At 69.8% G+C, this 15,436-nt stretch carries 11 protein-coding genes; 8 read left to right on the top strand and 3 right to left on the bottom strand.

The window, feature by feature from the left end; translation table 11 throughout:
* The first annotated feature begins 252 nt into the window (after positions 1–252).
* The 5 genes from rpmI (at position 253) to pheT (ending at position 5,687) form a co-directional block, all read left to right on the top strand.
* Positions 253–456 (top strand): 50S ribosomal protein L35, encoded by a 204-nt coding sequence (gene rpmI / locus SGR02S_RS16095; RefSeq protein ID WP_067112163.1) that lies wholly within the window; start codon positions 253–255, stop codon positions 454–456.
* Between the two features lie 12 nt (positions 457–468).
* Entirely contained in the window at positions 469–834 is a 366-nt protein-coding gene (gene rplT, locus SGR02S_RS16090) for a 50S ribosomal protein L20 (RefSeq protein ID WP_067112161.1), read from the top strand.
* A gap of 331 nt (positions 835–1,165) precedes the next feature.
* Positions 1,166–2,068: a helix-turn-helix domain-containing protein gene (locus tag SGR02S_RS16085; RefSeq protein ID WP_082797195.1), complete on the top strand. Its 903-nt coding sequence runs from the start codon at positions 1,166–1,168 to the stop codon at positions 2,066–2,068.
* A 125-nt stretch (positions 2,069–2,193) separates the two neighbouring features.
* Complete coding sequence (pheS, locus tag SGR02S_RS16080; protein ID WP_067112158.1) at positions 2,194–3,294, top strand: phenylalanine--tRNA ligase subunit alpha; 1,101 nt, start codon at positions 2,194–2,196, stop codon at positions 3,292–3,294.
* The gene (pheT, locus tag SGR02S_RS16075; RefSeq protein WP_067112155.1) at positions 3,291–5,687 is read left to right on the top strand and encodes a phenylalanine--tRNA ligase subunit beta; all 2,397 of its coding nucleotides are present in this window, start codon (positions 3,291–3,293) and stop codon (positions 5,685–5,687) included. Before pheS ends, pheT begins: the two co-directional genes overlap by 4 nt.
* A 6-nt stretch (positions 5,688–5,693) precedes the next feature.
* Here the strand turns inward: pheT and SGR02S_RS16070 are convergent, their stop codons facing one another.
* Together SGR02S_RS16070 and mutS are read right to left on the bottom strand one after the other, a co-directional pair.
* A complete protein-coding gene (locus SGR02S_RS16070; RefSeq protein ID WP_067112152.1) occupies positions 5,694–8,453 on the bottom strand; it encodes a [protein-PII] uridylyltransferase in 2,760 nt (919 codons plus the stop codon).
* 51 nt (positions 8,454–8,504) lie between these two features.
* Entirely contained in the window at positions 8,505–11,168 is a 2,664-nt protein-coding gene (mutS, locus tag SGR02S_RS16065; protein WP_067112166.1) for a DNA mismatch repair protein MutS, read from the bottom strand.
* Between the two features lie 179 nt (positions 11,169–11,347).
* Between mutS and SGR02S_RS16060 the strand changes: the two genes are divergently transcribed.
* Positions 11,348–13,612, top strand: a complete 2,265-nt coding sequence (locus tag SGR02S_RS16060; protein ID WP_067112149.1) for an NADP-dependent malic enzyme — start codon at positions 11,348–11,350, stop codon at positions 13,610–13,612.
* 44 nt (positions 13,613–13,656) lie between these two features.
* Here SGR02S_RS16060 and SGR02S_RS16055 read toward each other — a convergent pair whose 3' ends face one another.
* Entirely contained in the window at positions 13,657–14,145 is a 489-nt protein-coding gene (locus tag SGR02S_RS16055; protein WP_067112146.1) for an outer membrane protein assembly factor BamE, read from the bottom strand.
* A gap of 199 nt (positions 14,146–14,344) precedes the next feature.
* Between SGR02S_RS16055 and SGR02S_RS16050 the strand changes: the two genes are divergently transcribed.
* Complete coding sequence (locus tag SGR02S_RS16050; protein WP_067112143.1) at positions 14,345–14,887, top strand: ubiquinol-cytochrome C chaperone family protein; 543 nt, start codon at positions 14,345–14,347, stop codon at positions 14,885–14,887.
* Positions 14,884–15,411: a YceD family protein gene (locus SGR02S_RS16045; RefSeq protein ID WP_067112140.1), complete on the top strand. Its 528-nt coding sequence runs from the start codon at positions 14,884–14,886 to the stop codon at positions 15,409–15,411. The genes SGR02S_RS16050 and SGR02S_RS16045 overlap by 4 nt, the downstream gene beginning before the upstream one ends.
* The last annotated feature ends 25 nt before the right edge of the window (positions 15,412–15,436 follow it).

Below are 15,436 nucleotides of genomic sequence, written 5' to 3'. Positions count from 1 at the left end.
ACCCCGGCTTTCGCCGGGGAACGGCGCCTGACTATATGCGCCGACTTGATCCGGGGGGCGTGGCAACCCCCAGCCTCCGGCATGCGGAAGCCTCGATGGTTGGAGATTGCTTCGCTTCGCTCGCAATGACCGGATCTTGAGCGAGACTTGCATTTCGGCGCGAATCCCGCTAGGCGCGCGCCTTCCGATTGTGTCGGCTGGCTGAAAGGGCTGCCAGGCCGATACGCAAACGGACTTCCAAAGGAGACCAAAATGCCCAAGCTCAAGACCAAGAGCGGTGTGAAGAAGCGCTTCAAGTTCACCGCCTCGGGCAAGGTGAAGCACGGCGTCGCCGGCAAGCGCCACCGCCTGATCTCGCACAATGCGAAATATATCCGCACCAATCGCGGCACCAGCGTGCTCAGCGATGCCGATACCGCCCATGTGCGCCTCTGGGCGCCCTACGGCCTGAAGTAAGGAGCGGACCCCATGTCCCGTATCAAACGCGGCACGACCACGCGCGCCAAGCACAACCGGGTTCTGGCCCAGGCGAAGGGCTATTACGGCCGCCGCAAGAACACGATCCGCATCGCCAAGCAGGCGGTCGAGAAGGCCGGCCAGTACGCCTATCGCGACCGCAAGGTGAAGAAGCGGAGCTTCCGCGCTCTGTGGATCCAGCGCATCAACGCCGCGGTCCGCGCCGAAGGCCTGACCTATTCGCAGTTCATGCACGGCGTGAAGCTCGCGGGGATCGAACTCGACCGCAAGGTCATGGCCGATCTGGCGATGAACGAAGGCGGCGTGTTCACCACGATCATCGCCCAGGCGAAGGCAGCGCTGCCCAAGGCCGCGTAACGCCGGATCGAGCCATCGAATCGCAAAAGGGCGGTCCCATCCGGGGCCGCCCTTTTTCGTGCGCGCGGCGCAAAGAGAGACGGCGCGGAGCCAGGCCCCGCGCCGTCTCGACGATGATCAAAGCGATACACCGCCCCCCTCCCTCCGAGCCGCTAAGCCGTGGGTCGCAGAAAGCCGACGGCCGGTGGAAGTGTTCCCATCCTCTGGCACAAGCCGCGCCGAAGAGGCGTGACATATGCCGTCCGGAACATGACAATAATTGTAAGAACCCGACAATCGGGTCGCTTAGCTTGTTGTTTTTTTGCGCATCCGTCCGCAGAAGCGACAGGGCATGACCGATGCGACGCAACCGCAGGGGCCAGGCGCCGATGTGCGCGTGACGACCCGCTTCTTCCCGGTGTCGGAGGCGCTGCGCCCCTATGCCAGCATCATCTATCTGACCGACGTCGCCGCCCCGCCGCGGGTCCGCGTCGACGATTATCTGCACCCCGAATGGGCGAACATGCGCTTCATCGACGGCACCGCGCCGCTCGCGGCGATCGGCGGCGGCGTCCCGGTCCCGGCGCCGCGCTTCATCGCCACCGGCCCGACGAGCAAGGCGAGCTATTTCGCGGCCGGCGCGATGCGCGTCTGGGGGATCGGCCTGTTGCCGATGGGCTGGGCCAAATATGTCCCGATGTCCGCCGAAACATTGGCGGACCGCTTCTGCGACGGCGAAGCGCATCCCGCCTTCGCCGCCTTCGCGCCGCTCGCCGCACGGCTGCCCCGCGCCGCGGACGCGGAAGAGGCGGCGCGGACGATCGACGCGCATTTCGTCGCGCTGCTCGCCGCCGCGCCGCGCGACGACCCGGCGATCCGCGCCGCGCACGGCGCGCTCGTCGACGAAGATCTGGCGAGCGTCGCCGACCTCGCGGCCCGGCTCGGCCTGTCGGCGCGCTCGGTCGAGCGGCTGAGCCGCCGGGCGTTCGGCTTTCCGCCCAAGCTGCTGCTCCGCCGCCAGCGCTTCCTGCGCAGCCTTGCGCGCTTCATGCTCGACCCGACGATGGCGTGGATCGACACGCTCGATCACCACTATCACGACCAGGCGCAGTTCACCCGCGACTTCCAGCGCTTCATGGGGATGAGCCCGCGCGCCTACGCGGCGCGGCCCAAGCCGATCCTCGGCGCCGCCGCCCGCGCCCGCGCCGCCGCCGCGGGCGAAGCGGTGCAGGGCCTGCACCGGCCCGGCGCCTGAGCGCTTCGGGGTTGACCCGCGCGCCGCCTTCGGTGCAAGCGGCGGCGGAACGACCCGGCAACCGGAAACCACCATATAGACGATCGCGCGCGCCTCGGCGGGCGGCCGCCGCAGGACGAACGAAGATGAGCGAATATCAGGCCATGCAGGCCCAGCTTGTGGGCGACATCGCCGCGGCCGCCGACCTCGACGCGCTGGAGGCGCTGCGCGTCGCCGCGCTCGGCAAGGCGGGCAGCGTGTCGGCGCTGCTCAAGACGCTGGGCGCGATGAGCCCCGAGGAGCGGCAGGAGCGCGGACCGCAGATCCACGCCCTGCGCGAAGCCGTCACCGGCGCGCTCGCCGCGCGCAAGGCCGCGCTCGAAGCCGCGGCGCTCGAGCAAAGGCTCGCCGCCGAGCGGCTCGACATGACGCTCCCCGCCGACGCCGCTCCGCAGGGCAGCGTCCACCCGGTCAGCCAGGCGATGGACGAGCTGGCGGAAATCTTCGCCGACATGGGCTTCGCGGTCGCCACCGGGCCCGAGATCGAGGACGACTGGCGCAATTTCACCGCGCTCAACATCCCCGAGACGCATCCCGCGCGCGCCATGCACGACACCTTCTATTTCCCGCCGCAGATGGCGAACGCCGACGGCCGTCCGATGCTGCTTCGCACCCACACCTCGCCGGTGCAGGTCCGCACGATGATGAACCAGCAGCCGCCGATCCGCATCATCGCACCGGGGCGCGTCTATCGCAGCGACAGCGACGCGACCCACACGCCGATGTTCCACCAGGTCGAAGGCCTCGTCATCGACCGCGGCATCCATATGGGCCACCTCAAATGGACGCTCGAAACCTTCCTCAAGGCCTATTTCGAGCGCGACGACATCGTGCTGCGCCTGCGCCCCAGCTATTTTCCCTTCACCGAGCCGTCGGCGGAGGTCGATGTCGGATACCGGCAGGAAAAGGGCCGCCGCATCGTCGGCGGCAGCGGCGACGACGAAGGGCATGCGTGGATGGAACTGCTCGGCAGCGGCATGGTCAACCGGCGCGTCATCGCCAATTGCGGGCTCGACCCCGACGAATGGCAGGGCTTCGCCTTCGGCGCCGGCATCGACCGGCTCGCGATGCTCAAATATGGCATGGACGACCTGCGCGCCTTCTTCGACGGCGACCTCCGGTGGCTGTCCCACTACGGATTCGGCGCGCTGAGCGTTCCGACGCTGTCCGGGGGCATTTCGGCATGAAGATCACCCTCGACTGGCTCAGGGAGCATCTCGACACCGACGCGACCGTCGAGGCGGTGGTCGCGACCCTCAACCGTATTGGCCATGAGGTCGAAGGCGTCGAGAATCCGGCCGAGAAGCTCGCCGGCTTCCGCGTCGCGCGCGTCCTGACCGCCGAGCGCCACCCGCAGGCCGACAAGCTGCAGGTGCTCACCGTCGACGCCGGCCCGGACGTCAACGGCGGCGCGCCGTTGCAGGTCGTGTGCGGCGCCCCCAACGCGCGCGCCGGCCTCGTCGGCGTGCTCGGCCTGCCCGGCGCGGTCGTCCCGGCGAACGGCATGGAGCTGAAGGTCTCGGCGATCCGCGGCGTCGAATCGAACGGCATGATGTGTTCGACGCGCGAGCTCGAACTCGGCGACGACCATGACGGCATCATCGAGCTGCCCGCCGACGCCCCCGTCGGCATGCCCTTCGCCGACCATGCGGGCACGAACGATCCGGTGATCGACATATCGATCACCCCCAACCGGCAGGACTGCATGGGCGTGCGAGGGATCGCGCGCGACCTCGCCGCGGCGGGGCTGGGCACGCTCAAGCCGCTCGCCGTCCCGACGATCCTCGGCGAAGGCGAACCCGCGACCGGGATCGCCACCCACGATCCCGAAGGCTGTCCCGCCTTCTATGGCCGCACGATCGCCGACGTCACCAACGGCGCCGCGCCCGAATGGATGCGGCGCCGGCTCGAAGCGATCGGCCAGCGCTCGATCTCGGCGCTCGTCGACATCAGCAACTATGTGATGTTCGACCTCGGCCGCCCGAGCCATATCTACGACCGCGCGACGCTGACCGGACCGCTCGTCGCGCGCCGCGCGAAGGCGGGCGAAAGCGTCGTCGCGCTCAACGGCAAGAGCTATACGCTCACCGACACGATGACGGTGATCGCCGACGATGCCGGCGTCCACGACATCGCCGGCATCATGGGCGGCGAGCATAGCGGGTGCAGCGAGGCGACGACCGACGTCCTGCTCGAAATCGCCTGGTTCACCCCGGAGCGCATCGCGCTCACCGGCCAGGCGCTCGGCCTCGCCAGCGACGCGCGCAGCCGTTTCGAGCGCGGCGTCGATCCGGCTTTCCTCGACGACGCGACCGCGATCGTCACCGGCCATATCCTCGCCATCTGCGGCGGCACCCCCTCGGCGGTGACGCGCGCCGGCGCCCCGCCGGTCGCCGCGCGGCACGTCGATTACGACCCCGGGCTCGCCGCGACGCTGGGCGGCGTCGCAATCGACCCCGCGCGCCAGCGCGAGATTCTGGAAGCGCTGGGCTTCACGGTCATCGAACAGGGCGCACGCTGGCAGGTCACGGTGCCGAGCTGGCGCCGCGACGTCGACGCCGCGCCCGACATCGTCGAGGAAGTGGCGCGCATCCACGGCTTCGACGCCATTCCCTCGACCCCGTTGCCGCGCCGCGACGGGGTGGCGAAGCCGACCGCGACGGCCGACCAGATGCTCGAACGCCGCCTGCGCCGCGCCGCGGCGGCGGCGGGTTTCCACGAGGCGGTGACGTGGAGCTTCGTCAGCGAACGCGAAGCGGCGCCGTTCGGCGGCGGCACCTGGGGGCTCGCCAACCCGATCAGCGAAGATCTCAAGGTGATGCGTCCGTCGCTGCTGCCGGGCCTGCTCGCCGCGGCCGCACGCAACGCGAATCGCGGCGCGGACAGCATCCGCCTGTTCGAGATCGGTCGGCGCTATCTGGCCGATGCCGAGCATCCGACGCTGGCGCTGCTGATGGCGGGCGAACGCCGCGCGCGCAGTTGGCAGGCGGGCAAGGCGCAGCCCTTCGACGCGTTCGACGCCAAGGCGGCGGCGCTCGCGCTGCTCGAAGCCGCCGGCGCCCCCGCCGACCGGCTGCAGGTGATGGAGCCGGTCGCCCAGGGCGCGATCTGGCATCCCGGCCAGGCGGCGACACTGCGGCTCGGTCCCAAGGCGGTGCTCGCGGAGTTCGGCGCGCTCCATCCCGCGCTGACGCGGCATTTCGACGTCGACGGGCCGGTGATGGCGGTGCAGATTTTCCTCGACGCGATCCCGGCAAAGCGCGCGAGCGGTCCGGCCCGCGCGGCCTTTGCGCCCCCCGCGCTGCAGGCGGTGCGCCGCGACTTCGCCTTCCTCGCCCCCGAAACGCTCGCCGCCGCCGATCTCGTCCGCGCGGTGAAGGGCGCCGACAAGGGCGCGATCGCCGGAGCCCGCCTGTTCGACCGCTTCGCCGGCCAGGGCGTGCCCGAAGGGCAGGTCAGCCTCGCGGTCGAGGTCGAACTGCAACCGGCGGAAAAGAGCTTCACCGATGCCGATCTGAAGGCGATCGCCGACCGGATCGTCGCGGCCGCCGCGAAACTGGGCGCGGTGCTGCGGGGATAGGCCGGATCAGGCGGCGACGGCATTCTCGCTGCGGCTCGCGGCGGCTTCGAGCAGGCGCTTTTCCAGCGATCTCACGCGCGCCGCGCTGTCGATCTTGTCGCCGATCAGGTCGGTGACATAGAAGGTGTCGACCGCGCGCTCGCCATAGGTGGCGACATGCGCGCTGTGCACCGTCACCTTCGACTGGAACAATGCATAGGCAAGCTGGTTGAGCAGCGCCGGGCGGTCCTGCGCATTGACCTCGATCACGGTGAAGCGGTTCGACGCCTTGTTGTCGATGAAGACGTTCGGCGCGATGCGGAACGCCTCGGCGCGGGTGCGCGGCAGCGCGCGCGCCTCCAGCTTGGGCAGCAGTTTCTGGCGGCCCGCCAGCGCATCCTCGATCGCCCGCGTCAGGCGGACGATCTGCTCCGCCTCGGCAAAGGGGCGGCCGAGCGGGTCCTGGACCAGGAAATTGTCGAGCGCGAGCCCGTCGCGCGTCGTGTGGATGCGCGCGTCGATGATGTTGCCGCCGGCAAGGTGGATGCCCCCGGCGATGCGATAGAAGAGCCCCGGATGGTCGGCCGCGAGCACCATCACCAGCGTCGCGCCGCGATCGTCGTCGGGCACCGCCGCGATATGCAGCGGGGCGCCGCCGGCCTTCTGGATATGGATCAGGTTCGCCGCGATCACCTCGACCGGCTCGGCGATCCAATAGCTTTCGGGAAGCCGCCTCGCGAGCCGCGCGAACGCCTTGTCGTCGAGCGCGAGCAGGCGCTGCGCCTCTTCCTTCTTGCCCGCGATCCGCGCCGCCCGCCCGCGCTGCTTGTGGCCGAGGCGCAGCACCTCTTCGGCAGCGTCGAACAATTCGGCCAGCAACTGCCGTTTCCAGCTGTTCCACACGCCGGGGCCGACCGCGCGGATATCGACGACGGTGAGGACGAGCAGCAGGCGCAGCCGCTCGGGGCTCTGGACGATCTGCGCAAAGTCGAGGATCGTCTTGAAATCGGCGAGGTCGCGCTTGAACGCCGTCGCCGCCATCAGCAGGTGATGACGCACCAGCCACGACACCGTCTCGGTCTCCGCCTCGGTCAGCCCGAGCCGCGGGCAGACGCGCAGCGCGAGTTCGGCACCCAGGATGCTGTGATCGCCGCCGCGCCCCTTGGCGATGTCGTGGAGCAGCACCGCGACATAGATGACGCGCCGCGACTGGACATGCTGCATGATCGCGGTCGACAGCGGATGATCGTCCTTCAACCGGTCCTGTTCGATGTCCGAAAGCAGGCCGATCGCGCGGATCGTGTGCTCGTCGACCGTATAATGATGATACATGTCGAACTGCATCTGCGCGACGACGCGGCCGAAATCGGGCACGAAGCGGCCGAACACCCCCGCCTCGTTCATCCAGCGCAGCACCGTTTCGGGGTCGCGCGGGGACGTCAGCACGTCGAGGAACAGGGCGTTCGCGCGCGCGACGCGGCGCACGCCCTGCGTCTCGATCAGCTTGGCGTCGTGGCGCGCCTGGCGCATCGCCTGCGGGTGGATTTCGAGGCCGTGCCGGTCGGCGAGCGCGAAAATCTCGATCAGCCGCACCGGGTCCTGCTGAAAGAAGTCGTCAGACGGCAGCGCCAGCCGGCCGCGGTCGAGCACGAAACCGTTAAGCTTGCCCGGCCGTCGCCGGATCGTCGGCAGGAAGCGGCGACCGCGCGCCGCAAGCTGATCGTCGAGATGCGCGAGGAAGGTGCCGGTGAGGTCGCCGACACTCTTCGCATGGAGGAAATAGAGCTGCATGAACCGCTCGACCGCGCTCTTGCCCGGCCGCTCGGCGAACTGCATCCGCGCCGCGATCTCGCGCTGGACGTCGAAGGTCAGCCGGTCCTCGGCGCGCCCCGCGAGCATGTGGAGATGGCAGCGGACGGCGAGCAGGAAATTCTCGGCGCGCGCGAACTGGCGCAGTTCGCGGCTGGTGAGCAGCCCGGCGTCGACCAGTTCGGGAACGGTGCGCACGCGGTGGATGAACTTGCCGATCCAGAACAGGGTGTGAAGGTCGCGCAGCCCCCCCTTCCCCTCCTTCACATTGGGTTCGACGACATAGCGCGAATCGCCCATCCTCTTGTGCCGCTCGTCGCGCTCGGCCAGCTTGTCGGCGACGAAGGCGCGCGCATTGCCCGCGACCACCTCGGCATCGAAACGCGCCGAGGCCTGATCGTAGAGCGCACGGTCGCCCCACACGAAACGCGCCTCGAGCAGCGCGGTGCGCACCGTCAGATCCTCCTTCGCGGCGCGGATCATCTCGTCGAGCGAGCGCGACGAATGACCGACCTTCAGCCCGAGGTCCCACAGCGTATAAAGCTGCGCCTCGATCACCTGCTCGGTCCAGCTCGTCTGCTTGAACGGGGTCAGGAAGCCGATGTCGACGTCGCTGAACGGCGCCATGTCGCCGCGGCCATAGCCGCCGACCGCGACCAGCGTCAGCCGCTCGCCCGCCGACGGGTTGCTCGCCGGATAGAGGTGGTGGATCGTGAAATCGTGGCTCAGGCGGACGATCTGGTCGGTCAGAAAGGCGGTCGCATGCGCCGTCACCCGCCCTGCCGACGGATGGAGCAGCAGCCGGCGGCCGATCTCCGCGCGCCCCGCGTCGAGCGTCTGCCGAAGCAGCGCGACCATCGCGCGACGGCGCTGCCCGGTATCGCCCGTCTCGGCCGCCAGTGCGTCGAGCCGCCCCGCCAGCGCGCGGCGGTCGATGATCGCGCGGCGGTCGTCGAGATGGGCGAACAGGTCGGTCACAGGTGCATGCCGAACATCACCCCATCCGTTTTAGGGCGGCTCCGAAACATATTATCGTCCTTCTCCCATCACGATCTGCTTCAAACGATAGAGCGCATCGAGCGCTTCGCGCGGCGCGAGCGCATCGGGGTCGATGACGGCAAGCGCCTCGCGCAGCGCGTCGGGCTTCGCCGCGGGCGCCTCGGCGATCGTCGCGGCAAACAGCGGCAGGTCGTCGAGCCCCGCAGCGAGGCCGCCGGTCGCCTCGCGGCCCGCCTCCAGCTTCGCGAGCACCGCCTCGGCGCGCTTGACGACGCCCGCGGGCACCCCGGCAAGCCGCGCGACGGCGAGGCCGTAGCTGCGGTCGGCGGGCCCCTCGGCGACCTCGTGCAGCAGCACCAGATCGCCCTGCCATTCGCGTGCGCGGACATGATGAAGCGACAGCGCGTTCAGCGTTTCGGCGAGCCGCGTCAGCTCGTGATAATGGGTCGCGAACAGGCAGCGGCAGCGGTTCGCCTCGTGCACCGCCTCGACCACCGACCAGGCGAGCGCGAGCCCGTCATAGGTCGAGGTGCCGCGCCCGACCTCGTCGAGGATCACGAAACTTTGCGGCGTCGCCTGCGCGAGGATCGCCGCGGTCTCGACCATCTCGACCATGAACGTCGAGCGGCCGCGCGCCAGATTGTCGCTCGCCCCGACGCGGCTGAACAGCCGGTCGACGAGCCCCAGCTTCGCCGACGCGGCGGGCACGAAGGCGCCCGCCTGCGCGAGTACCACGATCAGCGCGTTCTGGCGCAGGAAGGTCGATTTGCCGCCCATGTTGGGGCCGGTGACGAGCCACAGCCGGTCGGCCTCGGACAGCGAGACGTCGTTGGGCACGAAGCGCTCGCCGCTTTTCGCCAGCGCCGCCTCGACCACCGGATGGCGTCCGCCCGACACGTCGAGGCATGGATCGTCGGCAAGGTCGGGACGGCACCAGTTGTGGCTCATCGCATGGTCGGCGAGCGCGGCGGCGACGTCGAGCCGCGCGAGCACGTCGCAGCTCGCGGCGATCGCCTCGCGCCGCGCTACCGCGGCCTCGGTCAACGCTTCGAGGTGCGCCGCCTCGGCGGCGACCGCATGCACCCCCGCCTGCGTCACCCGGCTCGCCGCCTCGTGCAGGTCGGACGCGTTGAAGCGCACGACGCCCGCGAGCGTCTGGCGGTGGGTGAAGCCCGATTCGGGCGCCATCAGCGCATCGGCATGCTTCGCGGACACCTCGACATGATAGCCGAGCACGCCATTGTGGCGGATCTTGAGCGAGGCGATGCCGGTGCGGTCGCGATAGCGCGCCTCCAGCGCCGCGATCGCCTTGCGCCCGTCGCGCGCGGTCTCGCGCAGCGCGTCGAGCGCGGCGTCATAGCCTTCGGCGATATAGCCGCCCTGCGCGGCATCGACCGGCGGCGTCTCGATCAGCGCGCGCGACAGTTCGTCGACCAGCGCGCCATGCCCGTCGAGACCGGGAAGCAGCCGGGCGAGCAGCGGCGGCAGGTCGGGCCGCCGCGCGAGCCGTTCGCGCAGCAGCCGCGCGCCGCCGAGCGCATCGCGAAGCTGCGCGAGGTCGCGCGGACCGCCGCGCCCCGCGACGAGGCGGCCGAGTGCGCGGCCCGCATCGGGCAGCGCGCGCAGCGCAGCGCGCAATTCGCCGCGCCACAGCGCGTCGCGCGCGAGTGCATCGACAAGGTCGAGCCGGTCGAGGATCGCGCCCTTGTCGGTCAGCGGGCTCGCGAGATCGTCGGCGAGCAGCCGCGCGCCGGCCGCGGTCACGGTCCGGTCGATGGTGCCGAGCAGGCTGCCGTCGCGCGTTCCCGCCATCGTGCGGACGAGTTCCAGGCTTTCGCGCGTCGCCGCATCGATCGCCATCCGCCCCGACGCGCTGTGGCGCACCGGCGGCTGGAGAAAGACCGCACCGCCGGTGCCGACATGGTCGAGATAGGCGGCGATCGCGCCCATCGCCGCGATTTCGCCGCGGGTGAAGGCGCCGAAGCCGTCGAGCGTCTGGACCGCGAACAGCGACTCGAGCCGCTTCTGCCCGGCACCGCTCGAAAATTCGCCGGCCGGGCGGCGCACCACCTGCCGCGCGGTCCAGGCGGGAAGCGCCTCGGCGGTTTCGCTCACCAGCAGTTCGGACGGCGCGAGCCGCGCGAGTTCGGCGTCGACCTGATCGGGGCGGACCGCGACGACTTCGAAGCGGCCGGTGGAAATATCGGCGGCGGCGATCGCGATCTCGCTTTCGCTGCCGACCTGCGCGAGCGCGGCGAGCCGGTTGGCGCTGCGCCCTTCGAGCAGCGCCTCCTCGGTCAGCGTCCCCGCCGTCACGAACCGCACGATGGCGCGCGCAACGAGCGCCTTCGACCCGCCACGCGCCTTCGCCTCGGCCGGGGTTTCGACCTGTTCGGCGATGGCGACGCGGTGTCCGGCGCGGATCAGCCGCGCGAGATAGGATTCGGCCGAATGGACCGGCACGCCGCACATCGGCACCGGCTCTCCGCCATGCTCGCCGCGCGACGTCAGCGCGATGTCGAGCGTCGCGGCGGCCGCCTTCGCATCGTCGAAGAACAGCTCGAAGAAATCGCCCATGCGGTAGAAGAGCAGGCAGTCGCCCGCCTTTTCCTTGAGCGACCAATATTGCGCCATCATCGGCGTCGCGGCGGGGGCGGCGTTGCTGTTGGCGGCGGTGCGGGCGGTTGCGGACATCGAACCCTGCTTAGTGATTGAGGGCGGCATGGCAAGTTCGCGCATGGCCATCGCGGAAGAGTGGGACGGATACCCCCTGTCCCGCGAATCTTTTTCGCTCAGCCCGGTTACAATCGCCGCCGGTGACGCTAGGGGATTGGGAAACGGCGCGGGCCTTGAACGAACCCAAGGGGAAAAATATGGACAGCGGCAGCAAGGTGCAATTTTCGGACCGAGAGGCCCTGCTCTACCACGAACACGGCCGACCCGGCAAAATCGAGATCGTCGCGTCGAAACCGATGGCGACCCAGCGCGACCTGAGCCTCGCCTACTCCCCCGGCGTCGCGGTCCCGGTCAAGGCCATCGCCGACGACCCCGCCACCGCCTACGACTATACCGCCAAGGGCAACCTCGTCGCCGTTATCTCGAACGGCACCGCGATCCTCGGCCTCGGCAATCTGGGCGCGCTCGCCTCGAAGCCGGTGATGGAGGGCAAGGCCGTCCTCTTCAAGCGCTTCGCCGACGTCGATTCGATCGACCTCGAGGTCGATACCGAGGACCCGCAGGCCTTCATCGACGCGGTCGAACTGCTCGAACCGAGCTTCGGCGGCATCAATCTCGAGGATATCGCCGCGCCCAACTGCTTCATCATCGAAGCGGCGCTCAAGGAAAAGATGAACATCCCGGTGTTCCATGACGACCAGCATGGCACCGCGATCATCACCGCCGCCGGCCTGATCAACGCCTGCCACCTGACCGGGCGCGACCTCAAGGACATCAAGGTGGTCGTCAACGGCGCCGGCGCCGCGGCGATCGCCTGCACCGAACTGATCAAGGCGATGGGCGTCCGCCACGAAAACGTCATCATGTGCGACCGCAAGGGCACGATCTACCAGGGCCGCGCCGAAGGGATGGACCAGTGGAAGTCGGCGCACGCGGTGCCGACCGAGGCGCGCGACCTGATGCAGGCGCTGAAGGGCGCCGACGTCTTCCTAGGCCTCTCGGCCGCGGGCGCGCTCAAGCCGGAGATGGTGAAGGACATGGCGCCGGCGCCGATCATCTTCGCGATGGCGAATCCCGACCCCGAAATCTCGCCGCCCGACGCGCGCGCCGCGCGGCCCGACGCGATCATCGCGACCGGGCGCTCGGACTATCCGAACCAGGTCAACAACGTCCTGTGCTTCCCCTTCATCTTCCGCGGCGCGCTCGACGTGCGCGCGACCGCGATCAACGAGGAGATGAAGATCGCCGCCGCCTACGCCATCGCCGACCTCGCGCGCCAGCAGGTGCCCGAAGAGGTCGCGGCGGCCTATGGCGGGCGCGCCGCCAGCTTCGGCCCCGAATATATCATCCCCTCGCCCTTCGACCCGCGGCTGATGGAGATCGTCCCCGCCGCGGTCGCGAAGGCGGCGATCGACAGCGGCGTCGCGCAGCGGCCGATCGCCGACATGGCCGAATATCGCACCCGGCTGCGCGCCCGGCTCAACCCGACGACCTCGGTGCTCACCCTCGCCTATGAAGCGGCGCGGGCGAATCCGAAGCGCGTCGTCTTCGCCGAGGGCGAGGAAGAGGTGGTGCTGCGCGCCGCGATCCAGTTCCGCGACGGCGGCTACGGCATTCCGGTGCTCGTCGGGCGCGAAGGGCTGCACGACATGCTGCGCGACATGGGCGTCGCCGATCCCGAAAGCTTCGAGGTCCACAACAGCGTCAACTCGCCGCACGTTCCGCAGATGGTCGAGATGCTCTACGAGCGGCTCCAGCGCCGCGGCTATCTGCGCCGCGACATCGAACGGATGGTCAACCGCGACCGCAACATCTTCGGCTCGCTGCTGCTCAAGCTCGGCCTCGGCGATGCGATGATCACCGGCGTCACCCGCACCTATTCGCAGACGATGCGCGAGGTGCGCCGCGTGATCGACCCGGCAGAGGGCAAGACCGCCTTCGGCATCCATGTCCTCGTCGGCCAGCATCACACCATCTTCATGGCCGACACGACGGTCAACGAACGTCCCTCGGCGGAAATGCTCGCCGACATCGCCGAACGCACCGCGCAGGTCGCGCGGCGCATGGGGCACGAACCGCGCGTCGCCTTCCTCTCCTATTCGACCTTCGGCAATCCGCCGGGGTCGTGGCTCGACAATATCCGCGACGCGGTGCACATCCTCGACGAACGCCGGCCCGAATTCGAATATGAGGGCGAGATCGCGCCCGACGTCGCGCTCAACGCGAAGGTGATGGCGAACTACCCCTTCTGCCGCCTGTCGGGCCCGGCGAACGTGCTGGTCATGCCGGGGCTGCAATCGGGCAATCTGTCGGCGAAGCTGCTGCGCGAACTGGGCGGCAGCGCCGTCATCGGCCCGATGCTGATCGGGATGGAAAAGCCGGTGCAGGTCGCGACGATGGCGTCGCCGGCATCCGATCTCGTGACGCTGGCCGTGCTCGCCGCCGGCGGCATCGCGGGGTAGGACCACCCTCCCCCCGCATAGCGGCGGCGGGGAGGGCGAGAGCCTTATTGGCCGGGCGTTCCGCCGCCCATGCCCGGCGCTCCGACGGCGCCGATATTGCCGAAGATGTCCTCGAAGAAGCTGCGGCTGCGGCCCAGCGTCGGCGTCTTGTCGCCATTGGGGTTGATCTTGCTGACCTGGTCGAGCCCGGTGCGATCGACCGCGGCGACATTGCCCGCGGGGTCGAAGCGGACCCGCAGCACCTGCTGCGCGACCGGACGCGGATTGGCGAAGGCCAGCGCCCGCGTCTCGCGCGACAGATAATAATATTCGTTGTTGCTGAACTGACCGACGAAGGTCGGGTGGCCCAGCGTCCGTTCGACCGATTCGCGATTGTCGACCCCGGGGGTGATCGCGTCGGTCAGCACCGGGTCGACCACATAGCCCTGCCGCCCGCGAAGCTGCGTGCAGCCGCTGGCGGCCAGCGCGACGATTAGTCCCACCGCCAGCAGGCGCAGGCGGGGGGCGGCAAGGACAGGCTTGGCTTCGAACATCAGCAATCTCCGTCGCGCGCAGTCCTGACCTCGCCCCTGGCCGCCCGCCCCGGCGACCGACGCAGGCCGCTGCGCATCTCCCGCGCCTCTTAACCGCAAGCAGGCGCGGCGCACAAGCCGCTTGTCGCGCGGCGACCCCGGCGCGCCCGGCGACAGCCGCCCCCTTTTCCGCGCCGCCGATTGCGCCTAAGCGGACGGGATGATCTCGCTCCGCAAACTCTTTCGGCCCGACCCCGACCCGCGCGAGGCGCGCCGCCCGCTGTGGCAGGCGATCGTCGCGACGGCCCGCGCCCCGCACTGGTATGTCGAGGGCAGCGTTCCCGACACGCTCGACGGGCGTTTCGACATGATCAGCCTCGTGCTCGCGCTGGTTCTCCACCGGATCGACGAAGAGCCGGAGCAGGCGATCGCCGGCGTGCAGCTCACCGAATTGTTCGTCGCCGACATGGACGGCCAGATGCGCCAGATCGGCTTCGGCGACATGGTCGTCGGCAAACAGGTCGGGCGGATGATGGGGGCGCTCGGCGGACGGCTGGGCGCCTATGCCGCGCCCGACGGCTCGCCCGAACTGCGCGCGGCGCTGGTCCGCAACCTGTGGCGCGGACAGGCACCCGCCGAAGCCGCGCTCGCGCATGTCGAGGCGCAGGTGGCGGCGCTGCGCACGGGGTTGGCGGCGATGCCCGTCGCCGCGCTGATCGCCGCCGACCGGCTGCCCGGAGACGCGACCGGAGACGGGGCATGAGCGCGACCGAATTTTCGCACCTCGTGACGCTGGCCGAGGCCGGACAGGGGCGCCGCGTCGCGCTCGAGGCCGACGCCGCGGCGCGCGCGCGCATCGCCGCGCGGCTCGGGCTGGTCGCGCTCGACCGCTTCGCGCTGACGGCCGAGGTGCGCGCGGTCGCCGGCGGCATCGCCGCCACGGGCGCGGTCGAGGCCGATGTCGTCCAGTCTTGCGCCGCGACCGACCTGCCGGTGCCCGCGACGCTGCGCGAAGATTTCGACCTGCGCTTCCTGCGCGAGGTGGAGACCGGAGACGCGGCCGATGAAGAGATCGAGATCAGCGGCGAGGATTGCGACATATTGCCACTCGACGGCGACCGGATCGATCTGGGCGAAGCGGCGGTGCAGACGCTGTCGCTCGCGCTCGACCCCTTCCCGCGCCACCCCGACGCCGACCGCATCCTCGCCGAAAAGGGCGTGTTGAGCGAGGAACAGGCGGGGCCCTTCGCGGCGCTCGCCCAGCTGCGCAGCAAGCCGGGCGCCTAGACTCTGATGACTTTGGATTGCCCCA

Origin of the sequence: Sphingopyxis granuli NBRC 100800 (genome assembly GCF_001591045.1) — a bacterium.
GTDB lineage: Bacteria > Pseudomonadota > Alphaproteobacteria > Sphingomonadales > Sphingomonadaceae > Sphingopyxis > Sphingopyxis granuli.
The sequence above is the reverse complement of the archived record's forward strand: the minus strand, read 5'-3'. Positions and strand labels throughout refer to the sequence as shown.

Coding starts and splice junctions, on each gene's coding strand:
- mutS (WP_067112166.1), bottom strand. CDS start 11,168: ATGTCCGCAACCGCCCGCACCGCCGCCAACAGCAACGCCGCCCCCGCC.
- pheS (WP_067112158.1), top strand. CDS start 2,194: ATGAGCGAATATCAGGCCATGCAGGCCCAGCTTGTGGGCGACATCGCC.
- rpmI (WP_067112163.1), top strand. CDS start 253: ATGCCCAAGCTCAAGACCAAGAGCGGTGTGAAGAAGCGCTTCAAGTTC.
- SGR02S_RS16085 (WP_082797195.1), top strand. CDS start 1,166: ATGACCGATGCGACGCAACCGCAGGGGCCAGGCGCCGATGTGCGCGTG.
- SGR02S_RS16050 (WP_067112143.1), top strand. CDS start 14,345: ATGATCTCGCTCCGCAAACTCTTTCGGCCCGACCCCGACCCGCGCGAG.
- rplT (WP_067112161.1), top strand. CDS start 469: ATGTCCCGTATCAAACGCGGCACGACCACGCGCGCCAAGCACAACCGG.
- pheT (WP_067112155.1), top strand. CDS start 3,291: ATGAAGATCACCCTCGACTGGCTCAGGGAGCATCTCGACACCGACGCG.
- SGR02S_RS16045 (WP_067112140.1), top strand. CDS start 14,884: ATGAGCGCGACCGAATTTTCGCACCTCGTGACGCTGGCCGAGGCCGGA.
- SGR02S_RS16055 (WP_067112146.1), bottom strand. CDS start 14,145: ATGTTCGAAGCCAAGCCTGTCCTTGCCGCCCCCCGCCTGCGCCTGCTG.
- SGR02S_RS16060 (WP_067112149.1), top strand. CDS start 11,348: ATGGACAGCGGCAGCAAGGTGCAATTTTCGGACCGAGAGGCCCTGCTC.